Annotated in this window: 12 protein-coding genes and 1 riboswitch; of the genes, 3 read left to right on the forward strand and 9 right to left on the reverse strand. The window is 40.6% G+C overall.

Going from position 1 to position 16,621, the window contains the following annotated elements; genetic code table 11:
- Positions 1-14: 14 nt before the first annotated feature.
- The 3 genes from AC27JR_RS07845 to AC27JR_RS07855 form a co-directional block, all read right to left on the reverse strand.
- Positions 15-905: a dienelactone hydrolase family protein gene (locus tag AC27JR_RS07845; protein WP_487173249.1), complete on the reverse strand. Its 891-nt coding sequence runs from the start codon at positions 903-905 to the stop codon at positions 15-17.
- A gap of 129 nt (positions 906-1,034) precedes the next feature.
- Positions 1,035-4,187 (reverse strand): efflux RND transporter permease subunit, encoded by a 3,153-nt coding sequence (locus AC27JR_RS07850; RefSeq protein WP_487173250.1) that lies wholly within the window; start codon positions 4,185-4,187, stop codon positions 1,035-1,037.
- A gap of 3 nt (positions 4,188-4,190) precedes the next feature.
- On the reverse strand, positions 4,191-5,363 hold the full coding sequence (locus AC27JR_RS07855) for an efflux RND transporter periplasmic adaptor subunit (RefSeq protein ID WP_487173251.1): 1,173 nt from the start codon (positions 5,361-5,363) through the stop codon (positions 4,191-4,193).
- Between the two features lie 171 nt (positions 5,364-5,534).
- Between AC27JR_RS07855 and AC27JR_RS07860 the strand changes: the two genes are divergently transcribed.
- Positions 5,535-5,798 carry a YkgJ family cysteine cluster protein gene (locus AC27JR_RS07860; protein WP_008109286.1) on the forward strand — a complete coding sequence of 88 codons (264 nt, stop codon included), beginning with the start codon at positions 5,535-5,537 and terminating at the stop codon, positions 5,796-5,798.
- A gap of 331 nt (positions 5,799-6,129) precedes the next feature.
- Here AC27JR_RS07860 and AC27JR_RS07865 read toward each other — a convergent pair whose 3' ends face one another.
- Positions 6,130-7,983, reverse strand: coding sequence for a TonB-dependent receptor plug domain-containing protein (locus AC27JR_RS07865; protein ID WP_487173252.1), 1,854 nt, complete (start codon positions 7,981-7,983; stop codon positions 6,130-6,132).
- Between the two features lie 202 nt (positions 7,984-8,185).
- Between AC27JR_RS07865 and AC27JR_RS07870 the strand changes: the two genes are divergently transcribed.
- Positions 8,186-8,692 carry a peptide-methionine (S)-S-oxide reductase gene (locus AC27JR_RS07870; protein WP_076918558.1) on the forward strand — a complete coding sequence of 169 codons (507 nt, stop codon included), beginning with the start codon at positions 8,186-8,188 and terminating at the stop codon, positions 8,690-8,692.
- Positions 8,693-8,697: 5 nt separating this feature from the next.
- Here AC27JR_RS07870 and AC27JR_RS07875 read toward each other — a convergent pair whose 3' ends face one another.
- From AC27JR_RS07875 to AC27JR_RS07895, 5 genes are all read right to left on the reverse strand, one after another.
- Entirely contained in the window at positions 8,698-9,510 is an 813-nt protein-coding gene (locus AC27JR_RS07875) for a methionine sulfoxide reductase (protein WP_487173253.1), read from the reverse strand.
- A gap of 65 nt (positions 9,511-9,575) precedes the next feature.
- Positions 9,576-10,127 carry a DUF4136 domain-containing protein gene (locus AC27JR_RS07880; protein ID WP_076918559.1) on the reverse strand — a complete coding sequence of 184 codons (552 nt, stop codon included), beginning with the start codon at positions 10,125-10,127 and terminating at the stop codon, positions 9,576-9,578.
- A 105-nt stretch (positions 10,128-10,232) separates the two neighbouring features.
- A complete protein-coding gene (locus AC27JR_RS07885) occupies positions 10,233-13,025 on the reverse strand; it encodes an AAA family ATPase (RefSeq protein WP_487173254.1) in 2,793 nt (930 codons plus the stop codon).
- Positions 13,022-13,570 (reverse strand): condensin complex protein MksE, encoded by a 549-nt coding sequence (locus AC27JR_RS07890; protein ID WP_010388659.1) that lies wholly within the window; start codon positions 13,568-13,570, stop codon positions 13,022-13,024. The genes AC27JR_RS07885 and AC27JR_RS07890 overlap by 4 nt, the downstream gene beginning before the upstream one ends.
- Before the next feature lie 5 nt (positions 13,571-13,575).
- Positions 13,576-14,847 (reverse strand): hypothetical protein, encoded by a 1,272-nt coding sequence (locus AC27JR_RS07895; RefSeq protein ID WP_008109272.1) that lies wholly within the window; start codon positions 14,845-14,847, stop codon positions 13,576-13,578.
- A gap of 196 nt (positions 14,848-15,043) precedes the next feature.
- Between AC27JR_RS07895 and nhaD the strand changes: the two genes are divergently transcribed.
- The gene (nhaD, locus tag AC27JR_RS07900) at positions 15,044-16,291 is read left to right on the forward strand and encodes a sodium:proton antiporter NhaD (RefSeq protein ID WP_008109270.1); all 1,248 of its coding nucleotides are present in this window, start codon (positions 15,044-15,046) and stop codon (positions 16,289-16,291) included.
- Between the two features lie 98 nt (positions 16,292-16,389).
- Positions 16,390-16,562, forward strand: a riboswitch (Lysine riboswitch).
- The last annotated feature ends 59 nt before the right edge of the window (positions 16,563-16,621 follow it).

Here is a 16,621-nt window from a genome sequence, read left to right on the forward strand (position 1 = left end):
CACGTTTAGTAACGTTAACTTAAATGGTTCTTAAAAAACGCCAAGGTTCGCTGCCAAGCAAGTTCGGCATTTTTTTCATCGTAACGGCCAGTTGAGTCATTGTGGAAACCATGGTTTGCACCTTCATACATATGCATGGTGAACTCAACATTGTTAGCTTTTAAGCTTTGCTCATACTCAGGCCATGTAGCGTTAACCCGTTTATCAAGTTCACCTAATTGAATCATTAACGGCGCTTTTATATTTTTGTGTAAGCTTTCACTTGCAGGTGTGCCATAAAAGGGCACGCCCGCACTCAATAAGTTACTGTCTACTGAGGCTAAATAATTAACAATATAGCCACCAAAACAAAAACCAACGGCGCCTAATTTACCATTACTATTTGGCTGTGCTTTTAAAAAGTGCGCAGCGGCTACAAAATCATTTTGTATTTTAGTGCGATCAAGGGTACGTTGCATGGCTCGACCTTCATCGTCGTTGCCTGGGTAGCCACCCAGTGGGTGCAACGCATCAGGGGCAAAGGCAATAAAGCCGGCTTTAGCCAGTCGCCTTGCAACATCTTTTACATACGGATTTAAGCCGCGATTCTCGTGAATTACTAATACAACAGGTAGCTTGCCTTGTGTATTTTTTGGAACCACTAAATAGCCTTTGCCCGAACCATGGCCATCAGGCGAATCAAATTCTTGGTAAGTGGCTTTTATGTCATCGTCGTTAAATGAGACCTGCTCAGCTTGAGCGTAATTAGGTAATAATGCACCTGTAAGCACCGTCATTGAAAAGCCCAATGCGGCTAAGCCGCCGAGCTTTTTCATAAACGTGCGTCTATCAATTAAACCGTGAGCGTATTCGTCATACCAATCAAATGCTTCTTGAGGAATATGTTCAGACTGAGGGGAATTCATAGTTGTGCCTTACTTTATTATGATTATTAAATACCATAACGTAAAAGGCGTAAAAAACGAGCAGTTTAATTTATAAATAAAAAGCTCGGCATAATTATGCCGAGCTTTTTTGGTTGGGATTTTACTTAATTAACTATTGGTCGTTGCTGGTTGGCCATCGACAATAGGGTCTTTACCGCGCCACTTTCGAATTATGCGTTTTGTATCTTCAAGCGCAACGTACTGACACGGTATAAGAATAAGCGTAATTACTGTGGCAAACAGCACACCAAAGGCGAGTGATACGGCCATAGGTATTACAATTTTTGCTTGTAAACTGGTTTCCATAATAATGGGCATTACGCCAATAAAAGTAGTAACAGAGGTTAGTAATATCGCTCTAAAGCGACGCGCTCCGGCTTGCATTACCGCTTCTTTTATTGCCACACCTTCTGCACGGGCTTTGTTTACAAAATCCACCATAACAAGTGAATCATTAACCACTATACCGGCTACAGCGATAATGCCGAACATTGATAGCCCGCTCATGGTCATACCTAAAGCCATATGACCGAACATAGCACCCACAACACCAAATGGGATCACCGACATAATGATCAGTGGCTGAGAATATGAGCGAAGCGGGATGGCCAGTAGCGCAAAAATAATCATTAATGAGATTGCAAAATCACGTAGTTGTTCATTAGCACTTTCCATCTCTTCTTGAATACGCCCAGCCACATTACTTTTTACACCAGGGTAGTTTTTAAGCAGTGCCGGTAAGTAAACATCACGAATTTCTTGTGCAATGGCAAATGGCTCTACTTCGTCACTATTGACCGCAGCCCACACATTAACAGTACGGTTTGAGTTTTCACGTCTGATACTGCTTACGCCGTCAACTAGCTTGACTATAGCTATTTCACTCAAAGAAACTTCAGCGCCCGCAGGGGTGATAATACGCGTATCTTGAATGTTGCTAATAGAGTTACGCTCGCTTTGCGGGTAGCGAATCATTACTTTGATTTCTTCACCTTCACGTAAAATACGCTGTGCTTCAAGGCCGTAATAACTAAAACTAACTTGAGAGGCCACATCAGCTAGGGTTAAGCCCATACTGTAAGCAAGTGGTTTTAAATCAAGTTGCACTTCGTCGGTGGCACTTTGCAGTGAGTCATTTACATCACCCACGCCTTCCATACTTTGTAACTTAGCTTTTAGTTTGCTAGATACTTCTTTTAGCTCGTCGGCATTTTTTCCTTCGAGTCTAAAGCTAACGTCGCCATCATCACGACCACCGCCAAAAATACTATCTTGAATAGTGAGTGTTTTAAGCCCCGGTAGCGGCGGCATTTTTTCACGCCACAAAGTGCTTAGCTCAAACGTATCGATAGGGCGCAAATGAGGCTCTACTAAAATGGCCATGATACTCGCATTAGTTCGACCACGCAGACTGACAGACAAATCACGGATCATAGATTGGCCATACTGCTGCTCTAGTTCTTTGTCGACGCTCAGTAAGACATTTTCTATTTTACGCGCTGTTTCAAGCGTTGCTTGCTCAGAAGAGGCAAGGTTCATTTCTAGCGATATACGCGGGAAGTCATGCGGAATTTTAGGGTTTGGTACAAATTTAACCATACCACCGGCAAAGAGTCCTGCACTGACAATTAAAATACATAAAAAGCCAATAATCACGGTATAGCGATAATGGATACAACGACCGATAAATGGAGTGTAATAATGTTCAACAAAATGCTTTAAGCCACAATCAACTGCATTACGTAATTTGTGTAATGGATTTTTAGGATTAGGCTTACGCGGGTTCATTGCTGCAATGTGTGCAGGTAAAATTAGTTTTGATTCAATCAATGAAAAAATTAAGCATAAAATAATCACAACGCCAATTGCTTTCGAAAACGCAGCGCTTGGGCCTGAAGCCATTGCTTGAGGTAAAAATGCAGCAATAGTGGTAAGTACACCAAAGGTCGCTGGCATGGCAACACGTTTTACACCACGAATAACGTTGTTAAGTGAGTGCCCATGTTTTTCAATTTCAGCACTGGCCGACTCACCTACTACGATGGCATCATCAACCACAATCCCCAGAACAATAATAAAGGCGAATAAAGACACCATATTAATAGTAATGTCTAAAAAGCCGATAGGCATAAATAAGAATGCCCCTAAGAAAGACACTGGGAGGCCCATCATTACCCAAAACGCTAATCTAAGTGGTAAAAATAGCGCTAATACCAGCATAACTAAAATACCGCCCCACACCATATTATCGACCATCATGTCGAGGCGACCTTCAAGGTAGTAGGTTAAATCAACGATGGGTGATAACTTAACGCCTGCAGGAAGTTGATCAGCTTTGTTTGCTAGGTATTTTTTAAGAACTTTAGCGACAACGGTAATGTCTTGATCTTTTGAGGCATCAACTTCAAACGTTAATGAATTTTTACCATTGTATTTAGAGTAAAGTAGGCCCTCTTCAAAGCCATCATTAATAGTGGCTACATCGCCTAATTTAATTTGAGCACCGTCTGGTAATGTAATTAGCGGTAACTTTTCAAATTCACCGCCACGATAGGCTTGCTTTTCGACACGCATCGAAATGTAGCCAGTATCAGAGCGAATTTGCCCCGCCGACATATTAGTAGAAAAGCTTTGTACCGCATTAGATACATCTCTAAACGTGAGTCCGTATTCGCGAAGTTTATCAGGGCTAATTTCAATGCCAATTTCGTAGTCTAAGCCACTGTAAAAATCAACAAGGTTTACGTGAGGAAGGTTTTGTAATTCATCCTTAATATCATTGCCAAGCTCTTTTAATTGGTAATAACTCATATCACCATAAAGCGCGAGTATCATTACTTCCTGTTGAAACTTGTCACGCTGAACAACAGGGCGTTCCATACCTGCAGGAAACGTATTAATTGAATCTACTTGCGCTTTTATTTCATCTAGCGCTTCTTTGGCGTCATATTTTTCTTCAATCTCAACCCAGGCTTGTGCATAGCCTCGATTAGAATAAGTGATTAAACGCTTTATACCTTCGGTTCCTTCAAGGTTTTCTTCAATTTTTATAGTAATGCCTTCTTCCACCTCTTGTGGAGCAGCACCAGGGTAAATAGCTTGTATACTTACCCAGTTACTTTCAAATTGAGGAAAGGCTTGTTTACGAATTGTCAGCGCGGTTAACAGCCCGCCAATCAAGACAAAAATCATGATTAGGTTAGCAGCAACGGGGTTACGCGCAAACCACGCAATTAACCCTTTTTCATCAGTTGTGGTCATCGTTTACTCTCCTTTTAACGCAAGTTGAGTAACGTCTGGTTTGGTCACTGTATCTTCTATTTTTACTGCCATCCCTTCGGTTGGGTATTCAAGGGCAGAAGTAATCAGTTGCTCTCCCTCTGCTAAGCCCTGATTAGCGATGACCATGCCATCTTGTTCGCGAATAATATTGAGTGTTTTAAATGATAGAGTTAAATCATCGTTTAGCACTGCAATTTTATTATTTTTGACCAGATTATGAGGGACGATAATAGCCCCCTTGATGGCGCGGCCTTCAATTGTAGCGTTAATGTATGAGCCAAAACGAAGTGGCTGAACCCCTTCATATGGGGTTTGAAGTTGGGCAACCAAATAGCTCATTCGGCTTTTTTGATCAATCACACCTTCGCTACGTACCACTTTAGCCTGCCATGTGGTTTCTTTACCTGCATATTGCGCATTAAATTTAACTGTTGCACCTATGCCACCCTTATTAAGGTATTGCAGCTCTTTATCGGCAACCGGTAGACGCACCTCGGCAACCTCAGTTGAGCTAAGTGAACCAAAGCTATTACCAGGATTAACTACCGAGCCTAAACTAATACTGCGCTCGTTTATAATCGCATCGTAGGGGGCTTTAATATATGTGCGTTCTAAATTACGTTTAGCACGTTTTACACTCGCTTGTGCTGAGCGATATCGCGCCATTTTTTCAGCTAATTGCGGTTTACGTAAATACAGTGCTGATGCGGTAACATCGCTTGAGTCTGCTTTAATGCGTTCCCATTCGGCTTTAGCTACATGTGCTTGAGCACGTTCAATCTCAAGCGCTGAACTTGCTTGGGCAAGGCCAGCTTCTGCTTCAATTAAATCAGCTTCGTAATCATTTGGATCAATTCGTGCTAAAATGTCACCTTGCTTTACAAAGGCACCTTCAACAAATTGTCCTGCAACTGAAATAACTTGGCCACTTACCTGAGCAATTAGCTCAGTACGGTCTTTTGGTTGCACAATACCGTACGATTTCACATCGAGGGTAATTGCATCAAGATGAACTGGTTGTGCTGCAACCAAAGGGCGAGTATCTTGTACTGGTTTTTCTTCTGGTGGTTTTTTCATTGCAGAAAAGCCTGCTGCGAGGCCAATGCCACCAACAAGGACTGCGATAGGAAGTATTATTTGTTTTTTAGTCGCCACAGGGCATCCCTTAATAAATTGTGCTGATGGGCTAATGATACGCAATAAAGTGTTTACAGTGTGTTTGAAGATGTAACAAGTCATTGCACAAAGCGTTTGCAAATAGAACACAGCGCGCTATTTATGTACAAAGCAGCAACAATATAATTGAAATTTATTACTGAGGTTAGAATGAAAACACAATCAATGGCGTGCCGTTTAGGCTGCGGAGCATGTTGTATTGCGCCAAGTATTAGCTCGCCAATACCAGGTATGCCAAACGGTAAAAAGGCCGGAGAACGTTGTATTCAGCTGGATGAGCGTAATTTATGTAAGCTATTTGGTGATGAGTCACGCCCAAAAGTGTGCAGTGATTTTAGCGCCACGTTAGATGTATGCGGAACGACCAATGAACACGCATTAACGTTAATTACCGAATTAGAGCAATTAACCTAATTTATTGTATTAAATACACATATATTTACAATTAATATGCTTGAAAAGTATAGACACTGACTTTGTGTTTCTAAAACCCTTACTCAGAGAAGACAATTAAGTATCCACTTAGCATTGTCGCTAGCGTTACCTCATTTACTTCTCATTCAATTCTTTCAGTTCATAATTTTTAAATTATCAATGCACAAAGAGGGCGAAGAGGCCTGCGCTTTTAGAATACTTAGGAAGGGCTGAGAAATGAAGTTTCTGATTCAGCTTTCTACTGGTCTGTTTCTTATTTCAACTTAAAAGATAAGCTCAGCGTGGGGTAAGCCCTCGCTGAGCGATAAAGTTACCAGCTATACGTGGCACTTAGCGTATATTGCTCGCCGCGCCCTGGCGTACCTGGAATTTCTTCAAACGACTCATCCCATAAGTTATCAGCTGCAAGACTAATAAAGAAGTTAGGCACAGCTGGTGGAGTTATTTTTACCGTCAGCTGAGTAAATAACGCCTCGTCACCTGAACGGCGCAGCGCATTTTTATGTTGTTTACGCCACTCATTATCTACTCGAAACTCTAATATATCCGTTGGGTTCCAAATTGCACCGAGTGTTACACGATGATCAGGAAAATTTAAGGCATAAAAGCTAGCATCAATATTTTCAGTACCGTAGGTTTCTGTTTTATGTAAGTACGCATAGCTGGCAATAATTTCTGCGTTATCAAATTGTTTAGTAGCTAAAAATTCAAGGCCTGTGGTATCAATATCAACCGGCTGTGCAAATCGTGCTGAGCTTGAATCAAAGTTAAATGTCCAATCGGTTAGGTTGTTATCTTTACGATAAAAAAGCGCGGAATTAAGCTGCCAGCTTTGTTGCTCAAGCAATAAGCCCAGCTCTAAGCTTTTGGTGGTTTCACGTTCAAGGTTAGCATTACTTCTAAACAAACCCCCAGACTCACTACCACCAATGGCGGTGTAGCCTGCTACTTGGCTTGCCTCGGCATACGACAAATACAATGTTCGCTCAGTGCCATCGTTATTTTGGGTATTGAAACTAACATCCCCAATCAATGATAGCTCAGAATCATCACGACTGGTGTTATCAAATGCAGCCCCTAAACGCACCGTTAGTTGCTGATCGCTTGCAAGCGCAGTCGTGTATTCTGGTAATACACTAAGCTTAAAGTAGTTACGTGAAGTAAAGTTATTTTCAAGGGTAGTGGAGTCAATACTATCTTCTATAAATTGCGCCGAGTAATTAACCGCAACTGACTCTGTTTGCGCATGACGACCCGAAACAGCCAATGATTTTACTTGTGTTTCATGAAATGCTTGGAATGCGCTTGGGTTTTCTCTTGAATAAACATAATGGTCATTATGCTTGCGGTAATAAGCCGATACTTCAAATTCACTGTTGGTAGCATAGGCTTGTTTATGGTTTAGCATCCATAATTGAGTTTCTAAGTCTTCGGTTTCATTTACACCAAATGGGGTATAAAGGTTTGGCCAACCAAAAAACTTTTCTTGCAAGCCGTAAAATAAATCAGTTTGTGAATCGCTCCCAGTTAACTGCACTCTGCCAGAAGTACGGGTAAAATCATGGTCGCCAAAATCAATTGAACCATCACTTTGTGAGTGCGAATATTCACCTTCAAAACCAATACGCCAATTAGCGTTTGCTTCAAGTGGAGTACTCACACCTGCATGAATTGTTTGTAGGTTGAAGTCATTTGAGCCAGCGCCCAAAGAGACACTGCCACCAGTTGTTATTGGTTTCCAAGCAAATGACACAGTACCTACTGAGCTATTCATGCCATTAAGTGCATTATCGGCTCCGGTTAATACGCTGGCACCCGTTAGCATTTGTGGTGCAATAGGAATTTCTGCAAAGTAGTGACCAGACTGCGGGTCGAGTAGAGTTGCACTGCCGACTCTAAAGCCGGTATTTTCAAAAATCCCTCCGCGTATCGTTACATCAGCTTGTGCTTCAGCCATATTGCGTGATTGCAAGTCAACACGCGGGTCGTACTCTAAATTTGAAATAGGCGAATCAAATGTACCAACGGGTAAGGTATTGGCAGTGGGTGACGCTTCAATTGTTATTTGTTCTATGGTTGCTGTTTCTTTACTCTGCTCTGCATAAGCAACAGTCGAAATACTGGCTAGTACAGCCGGTATAATAAGGTGCGGGGCACGATTCATATCATTATTCTCATTTTATGCAATGGCGCTAACAATTAAATACCTATCACTTTTTATCACATGATAAGGTAAGCTCACTAAGCTAGGGTGATTTTGGGCGCTATTGTACATTAATGATAAAAAACTGCATTTGATAATCAAACCTAGCGTTACAAAATAGTAACTCTGCATCCTATAAATTATTTACATTGGTCACTTTATTATGCAAACACAACAATCGAGTCATTCATTAAATCAGCACACACTTTATTTTGCTGGTGGTTGCTTATGGGGCGTGCAAGAATTTATGAAGTATTTACCTGGAGTAGTGACTACTGAGGCGGGGCGTGCCAATGGCACTAGTAACACAACACAAGGTGAATACGATGGCTATGCCGAGTGCGTTAAAGTCATCTTTGATGCCCAAGAAGTGACCTTAAATGAATTAATCGGCTATTTTTTTGAGATTATTGACCCATACAGTATCAATAAACAAGGTAACGATGTAGGCGAAAAATACCGTACCGCCATTTTTAGCCAAGACAGCAATCATTTAAACATCGCCAGAGAGTATATTAGCCAGCGGGATGATGCCAAAAAAATAGCGGTACAAGTAGCGCCACTGACTAATTATGTCCCTAGCGATCCCGAGCATCAAGACCGGTTAACCAATCACCCCGATGATTATTGCCATATCCCAATTGATTTATTGCACAAGTATAAATCGTGATAGCTTTAAGGGTACTCAGGCCTTTCAAAACGATATAATTTGAACGAGCCAGTTTGAAGTGTTGTGCCTTTGTGGTTTGAGTACATATAGCCTTTAAGTTCTCGGTTGTCTTTATGAATAATTAGCTTATTTGCGAAAAGTGGGTGGCTGGTGGTTATTTCCAATATCCTCTCTTTTTCTTGAATATCTTGTGGCATAAAAGAGGTGCTAATTATGTCATTGGTCCCACTTGTAAAATAATTGAAATACGACTTTTTATTGGGGTGAAATTCAATACTTGCTAGTTCTTGCTTGCCGTCTAAATTTAATAATCCTACCCAAAAACCATGTAGGCCCGTCTTTTCTATAGCAGCTAACTCATCTATTTTAGAGCGGTATTTACCTATAAATGTACGAACGGTAGATTGCCCTTGTTGTTCTTCCAATTGGTACGTTTTTGACATTACAAAATTATCGTCTGCATTAGAATAAATCTCTAACACCTCGAATGAATTATCTAAAAAGGGGCTTAAAATCAATGTAAATTGCAGATGTTCTTTATTAGGGCTAACAAGTTTGATAGTGCAATTAATGCGACTGCATTTGATATCATTATTGCTAAACGCAATTGATTTATTTCTATAAAATGCATTGGCGATACTTGCTATTATTAAACGGTGTTCTCCGTTTTCTTTAATTTCCAGTACATTGTACTCAAAATGATCTTTATAAATTCCTTGCCATATACCAGGCTTTAACTGTAGTTGAGTGCTGTACGCATGGAACGCACAAAGCAGGGGTAAAAATAAGCTAAGGGTTAGGAGCTTTTTAAATGTCACCGAAAAATTCCTTTTCTCACAAAAAAGCCCGCGAGCCTGCGGGCTTTTTAAATATTAATTAAAACTTACTGCTGCTTTTTTGGCGGAAAGTTGCTTAAAATATTGGCAACCGTTTCTTTAATGGTTGCTTCACGTTGTGATGGGGTTTGTTTTTTCTTTAAACGACCATCTTTAGCACCACGCCAAATTAATTGGTTTGACTCACGGTCAATAATATCAATCACCAGCGTACCTACTTCGTACTCACGCGCGCTTACATCGTGGTTAAAGCCTGTACCCCAGTAACCCCAACGTGCACCGTAGCCTACGTTAAAGCTGTCAACTTCAAGCTCTTTATCTACACTTGCATGGTAATTAACCAGTACATCAGCTTGCGCTACATCAACCAATTGCATACCTAATTGTTGGCTTAGTTGGTTGTTTACCGCATTGCGAACGCGTTTTTCCATAAGCCCACTGATTTGGTAGTTATTCGTGTCTTTGGTTAGACTCGCGTTTTCTACCCAGGCAAACGTTTTGTAGTTACTAAAGTTTGCTGATTTATCGTAATCCCAATCGGGCGTTTGTGTACAGGCGGTAAGTAGCGCCAGTGCTGCGACAATAAATATATGTTTCATTCCGTTTGCTCCAATAAAGTGCGTTTGTTTAAACTACCATGGGCGAGGGTAATTTAAAATCTATAAAATAAGTGTAACTGGCTAAGATGAATAGCCAATTAATTCTTAGTCTAGCTGAGGGGCTTTATGTTCAACCTCAATCCAATCTTTTTCGTCTACCCAGTTTTGTGCGCCGTCTTTTACTGAACGAATTGGCACAATATAATCACAACTTATTTGCGGTTTAACCGAGGCAAATATTGGCACAAAGCCAAAGCTCAAGGCAGTTTCTATAATTGCTTTTTGGTTTTGCGGGTCGATATCAGCCGCTTCATCTATGTAAATAGGTATACGGTATAAGTTTTGTTCCTGATCGCTTAATAAATATCGAATAAACAACATGCCACATAACAGCTTAATAGTAATACGCGTACCATTTGAGCCAGCCGAGTCTATTTTTTCAAAGTGCTCGGTTTCACCTGCACGGTTAACCACTTCAAAACGAATATCAAATAAATCGGTTAATGTAAGGCCTGCTTTGTCTGAGGCGAGTTTAATTAAATGATCTTTTGCGTCGTTTACCGCGCTTTCGCTGTAAGGTTCTTGGCTGAGTAAATCCAGGGTATCGCCTTGTTCAAATTGGTTAGAGGTACTGATAATGGTATCAATGCTATCTACCAACATTTTGCGCGGGATAATATTAATTTTAAACGCTTGCAGGTTTGAAATACGATGCTGGCTAATGCCTTTATTAAAGCTATTCATTTCACGGCGTAGGCGATCTAAATCTTCACGTAAGCCTTTAATCGTGGCGGCAACTTCGGTAAGGGCAACGCGACCTTGGCGCTCAACGGCATCACGCTCGTTATCAATATTATGAAACGCGCTGATGAGTTTTTGGTATTTACTAAACTCATCGTTTTCGTTATCAAACTTGGTGATACCGGCATTATAAATATGCATATAGGTATTACGTACATTTATATCGAAATTACGTAGCTCTTGGCAGTCCTTATTAAAGTGATGAATTAAATCGCTTAAATTATCAAAATCGATTTTTATATCAATCATGTAAGGCGTTACTTTACCACTGTATAAATCTAATGTGTGGTCAATACGCTCGGTTTTAACTTGGCGTAAGCGCTCTGTTTGACGATTAATTTGCGCCTGTTTTGATTTAATTAGTGAACGTCTATCAGCAATTGAGCCACTGTTTTTTTGAATATCTTGTAGGTAATCGTCAACTTGTTCGCGCTCGGCTAAAAGCTGCTCTTTTAGCATCGCTTGGGCGTCAACCGATTGTTGCATCACTTCAAATTGCTCTAAGCGTTTAAGTGCACTTTCTGCACTCATTAGCTCATCGTATAGCGCGTCTTTTTCTTTTTGTTTATCAGCAACATTGGCGGCCACTTCGCGCTGTTGTTTAAACTCTTTTAATGACTGCTCAAGCGCGGTTAACTGAGCGCTCAGTTGCTCTTTATTTTCGCCGCTTTGCATTTGTACTGGTGAGAGCTTTTTAAGTTTAATACTGGCACCGGGTAGGGTGAGTACACCGCCTTTAACATTTTCGCTCAGCTGTGCTAAAAATTCACCAAAGGCGTCTTCGTCATCAATGGTTATATCGCCATTACTGGTGGTGGCAAAGGAGAGAAGATCGGGGTTTAATAGCCGCGATATTTCTTCTACTTCTTTCAGTGATAAGTCTTCACGCATACGGGTGAATAAATTAAATTCTAAGTTTTTAAGTTGTAACTTTAAGCTTTTAATTTGTTTTTGTGTTTCACCAATACGGTAATCAAGGGTGTGCAGACTTTGCCCTTGAGCACTCGTAATAGAGTGTGACAACGACTCGTAGTCATTTTTTAACTGCGTTAGGTTACTTTTGAGAGTGGCTTTATTAACCAGCTCAAATTCACTTTTAAGGGCGTTGAAATCTAAAAACCATTGTTCAATTTGAGTTTGCTTGCGCTCTATATCGCGCGATTGTTGCACGTATAACCCTTGCTTTTGTTCAAACTCGTGCTTTTCGTGCTCAATGTCTTCAAGGGCGATGTTGAGCTCGCTAAGCTGCTCTTCCTGGTACGTATCAAAATCAATCAGTGCTTGGTCAATCTTCGGCGCATAAGCGGCCAGTTTACCTTTAAGCACGGTTTGGTGTTCAAGCATCGATTCAAGGGCAGTTATAGGCTCTTGCATTGATTCTAGCGCTTTTAATTCACGCTTTGCGCGGTTTACTTTATCAAACGACCGACGCCATACCTCGTAAAAGTCGACCTTAGAATTTGACATATGGCGCTCAAACACACGCAACATAAAACGCTTAACGTCGTTTGCGCCTAATTTATGTAAATTAAGAATACGACGAAATATTTCTTTGTATATTGCAGAGTCTTGAACGTTGTTAAGGGGGATCATTTTTAAGTTGATCTCACCGTCAAATTGCGTTGCTCCGCCTGTCAGTAGGGCGTTTAATTCTTGTGCCTTAAGCTCTATTGGGTTGTAACCTTGCTGCTTTAAGTGGTTAAACAGCTTGGTAAACTTAATAATGGTATTGCCTTGGGTGTACTGGGCTAAATCAAGCTTTCCTTGATAGCAAAAGTATTGGTGCGCATAACCGGCAATTTTACCTAAGCCTGCTACGCCAATGACGACTGAGCCATGGGGTAAATCGGCTTGCAGTAAAATGTACGATTGATCTGATGAAAAATAAAACTTACGGGTTTCATCTAAATCGTGGCCATCCCACTCGGTTAGGCGTAAATCGTTAATTAGCGGAAACTGCAGTGCATTAATTACTGAGCTTTTACCTGTGTTGTTAGGGGCACAAATCGAGCTACTTTTATCCAGTGGGATCACACATTTTGCATAGCCTGCGGTATTTAGTAGGGCGAGTTTACTCAGTCCGTATAAATTTTTCATTGCTCGTCCTCACTAATAAAGGTCTCTTCGTTTACTTCCATTAAGGCATCAATATAGCGGTGAATAGGGGCTTGCAACATAAAGCCACCTTCTACCTCGCGGGCAAGGCCTAAACGTACCATGCGTAAATACACATCTTTGCGTAAGTCAGAACCCGAAAATATCTCAAGCTGATCGAACAAATGTTTATTAAGCTGTACCAAGGTTTGCATTAGCTCTAAATCGTTTGGCTCGTCAAATAATGCACGCATTGGGTCTTTACCTGTATTGGCAAAATGCTCTATTAAAATGTAAATAGTGAGCGCTACAGCGCGTGAAATCTTACCCATGTTTGGGGTGCTTTCATCGCTGGCAAAATAATAAAAACCACGGCTATCGTGTTTTAACTCGTGGCCTAGTGCTGTAAATAAGGCAGTATAAGCGTCTATTTGTTGGTCAAGCTCTTGCCACATTACGGTGTCTTGTTCGCAAATGTGGTAACCGGCGACTAATTTTTTATTAATGGCTTGTAAGTGAGAAAGCTCATCTAAGTTTATATGGGTCATGGTGATTACTCGTGCTCGGCTTTATCAGCCTGAGGCTCTGAATTAAAGGGATATAAATTAAAGTGCTGGCCTGCAATGTTAACGCGGGCTTTTTTATCGCTTTGGCTAATTTCTAGGGTGTTATCGCTTACCAACTTTTGATACAAAAACAGCATTTCATCGGCTTCAAGCTCAGGATAGCTTTCGTCTAAAAATTGCAGCAGAGGCTGTGGTTTTTTACGCTGCTTTTTAAAGCGTTTGGTAAACTGCGCTTTTACATCGTGGTAGTCAGGAATGTTTGGCGTGACAAACGCGGGCACATCATTTTGTTCTGGTAGCTGATATTCATGGTGTTCAAACTCAGCTAGGCTTGCCATATAGGCAACAATATGACGCTGTTGACCCAATGAATACTTTTGCGCATCGCTTACAAAGTGGGGTTGCACGGCGCTGAGCATATTATCCACCCCGTTTTTACGAATTAGCCCTAATACTTTTGCCGCTTGGCGGGTAATAAGGTTATTACGGCGCAACTCTTCACGCAGTGGCATTAGCATATCGGCACTTTTACGTAAGCTTGTCCGGCCAACTAGGTGCATTTCAAGAATACGGGTACGTAATTGCTCAAGCATACGTTTATCGTTGTACGCTTTACCTGAGCGTTCAATATGCTCTATTTGGGTGCTAATTTGTTGCTCAATTAGAGTAAAACAGGCATGAAAGTCGCCTCTAATATCGACCATTTCTAGCATGGGTTCTATATATTCATCAAACGCTTCTATGACGGCTTTGTAGCGTTTTTGCAGCGATTGCACCGCGTTATTAGATTTAGCCTGCTCAACAATATTTAAAATGGCGTTTTCGTTGTGTAAAAACAGCTTAATTATTTTACGAACCCGATCATCCATAATGCGGCTAAAGCGACGTAAATCATCAAAATCTTCCATTTCACCGGCATTAGATAGCCGATTACCTAAGCGAGCTAAATCGTCAACCAATACGCTTATTTCTTGTGCTAAGCCTAAATGTTCTTCTTGAAGTAAAAAGGTAGCAAAGTCAGCAATGGCACGGTTAATTTCTAGTTGTGACGATTTAGCCAAGGGAATAATGATTTCTTGATTTAATAACCGATTGGTTTCTTTATAAATGCGCTCATTATTCCACGTCGGTTGCTTTTGTTTTATGGCATTTTGTAAATCTTTAATACTAAAGTCGGCCATTTTAAAGCGTTTAAATAATAGCTCTAATACACCCCAATGCTCAGTGAGGGTATTAAGTAGCTTTTTAGCTGGGATCATAAGGCGTTACAACATCCTAGTATTCGTTATTTTATATTTCTTGAACTTATATGGTATTCGTTTTTGCGACGATTTAATAATAGTTTTTACACCCACATAGTGATAGTATCCGCGCCGAATATAGGCACATAGAATATGTGGGTATATTTTTTACATGGTTTCAATTTTTACTTAACCCCGAAGGTTGTTTAATATCATGGTTTCCTCGATTATCCTGACGCTGATAGCGATTGCATTCTTGCTTATCGTTATTGAGGATGTGATTCACGTAAACAAAGCCAAAACGACATTATTTTTTGGTACACTTTGTTGGATCATCTCCTTTATATTTCCTCTTAATGGGCAAAGCCCCGAAACGATTCAAACCCTCCTTGACCACAATATTTTAGAAATTGCTTCCTTATGGCTGTTTTTAATGGCCGCAATGACCTTTGTCGCCTATTTAAACTCCAAAGGACTTATCGAAAATGTTGTGAACCGGATTATGCCAACCAGCATTAGTGAGCGAAAGCTGATGTTTTTGGTGGGGAGTTTTGCGTTTCTATTTTCATCTATTTCCGACAACGTTACAGCCACATTGATTTCCTTGGCAGTGATTATGTCATTAAAGCTTGAAGCCAAAAAACTAGTTAAGTACGCCACCTTAATTGTATTTGCAGTGAACTCCGGCGGTGTTTCACTTATAACGGGCGATGTAACCACGTTAATGATTTTCCTTGATGGTAAAGTCACCATTAGTCACTTATTACTGTTAATTGTGCCAGCGTTATTAAGCGTATTATTACTGGCTACCTTGTTATCAATTGGTATGAACAAGCAGTTAGAGTTTAAAAAGACTAAATTCAAACGCATCGAAAAAACCGACATTACTATTGCTGTTATTTTCTTCACTACGGTTATTTCTACCCTCACTTTAAGTGTTTTATATAGTGTGCCGCCATTACTTACTTTTTTACTCGGCCTGTCTATTATGTTTTTAGTCGCGCAATTTTTAATGCGTAAAAAAGACATCAATAAAGATATGATCGATTTCATACGTGACATAGAGTACGACACCTTATTGTTTTTCGTAGGGGTGTTACTACTTGTTGGTGCATTAAAAGAAGTTGGGGTACTGAGCCAATTTACTAATTTGTATACAGTAATGGCGCCAGAGTACGCAAACTACTTAATGGGTATTTTATCCGCAGGTGTTGATAACGTGCCACTAACGGCTGCGCTACTAAAAGCCGACATTGTAATGAGTCAACAGCATTGGTTGTCGTTTACGTATGCAACCGGTGTGGGTGGTTCAATGCTGATCATTGGTTCGGCGGCTGGTATTATTGCTATGAGTAAGGTTAAAGAACTTACTTTTGCAAGTTACCTTCGTTTGTCGTTGTATTTGTTAGTGTGTTACACCTTTGGTTATGCTGGCTCTTACTTTATGGGTAGTTTTATTTGATTTTATAATAAAACGACTTGACAGCTAGACGTCTAAACGATAACTTTCAAAGCCGCACTCTTAGTGCGGTTTTGTTTTATTAGCCACAGGTTAATAATACATTCAGAAGAGGTGCGATACTTAGGTACTTAATGTGAGGCAACGACAGCCTGCGACCATTAAGGAGGGAAGTACTCGCCGAGGAAAATAATGGGTCGTTACCATTGTTTTTCGGTTTATGGGGCTGAATCCTCAAAACTGTCACCAATTTAGGTGGAGAGCTTCTGGCAGTAGATTTTTCTTATCTTTATTTCCTGCCAAGTTCTTCTTGTTTTATTGCGGTTTGGATGC

Source organism: Pseudoalteromonas sp. NH0006-26 (genome assembly GCF_057552415.1).

Bases quoted from the DNA above. Each gene is read 5' to 3' on its own strand.
- nhaD (WP_008109270.1), top strand. From the start codon at position 15,044: ATGGTTTCCTCGATTATCCTGACGCTGATAGCGATTGCATTCTTGCTT.
- AC27JR_RS07880 (WP_076918559.1), bottom strand. From the start codon at position 10,127: ATGAAACATATATTTATTGTCGCAGCACTGGCGCTACTTACCGCCTGT.
- AC27JR_RS07865 (WP_487173252.1), bottom strand. From the start codon at position 7,983: ATGAATCGTGCCCCGCACCTTATTATACCGGCTGTACTAGCCAGTATT.
- AC27JR_RS07845 (WP_487173249.1), bottom strand. From the start codon at position 905: ATGAATTCCCCTCAGTCTGAACATATTCCTCAAGAAGCATTTGATTGG.
- AC27JR_RS07850 (WP_487173250.1), bottom strand. From the start codon at position 4,187: ATGACCACAACTGATGAAAAAGGGTTAATTGCGTGGTTTGCGCGTAAC.
- AC27JR_RS07890 (WP_010388659.1), bottom strand. From the start codon at position 13,570: ATGACCCATATAAACTTAGATGAGCTTTCTCACTTACAAGCCATTAAT.
- AC27JR_RS07870 (WP_076918558.1), top strand. From the start codon at position 8,186: ATGCAAACACAACAATCGAGTCATTCATTAAATCAGCACACACTTTAT.
- AC27JR_RS07895 (WP_008109272.1), bottom strand. From the start codon at position 14,847: ATGATCCCAGCTAAAAAGCTACTTAATACCCTCACTGAGCATTGGGGT.
- AC27JR_RS07860 (WP_008109286.1), top strand. From the start codon at position 5,535: ATGAAAACACAATCAATGGCGTGCCGTTTAGGCTGCGGAGCATGTTGT.
- AC27JR_RS07885 (WP_487173254.1), bottom strand. From the start codon at position 13,025: ATGAAAAATTTATACGGACTGAGTAAACTCGCCCTACTAAATACCGCA.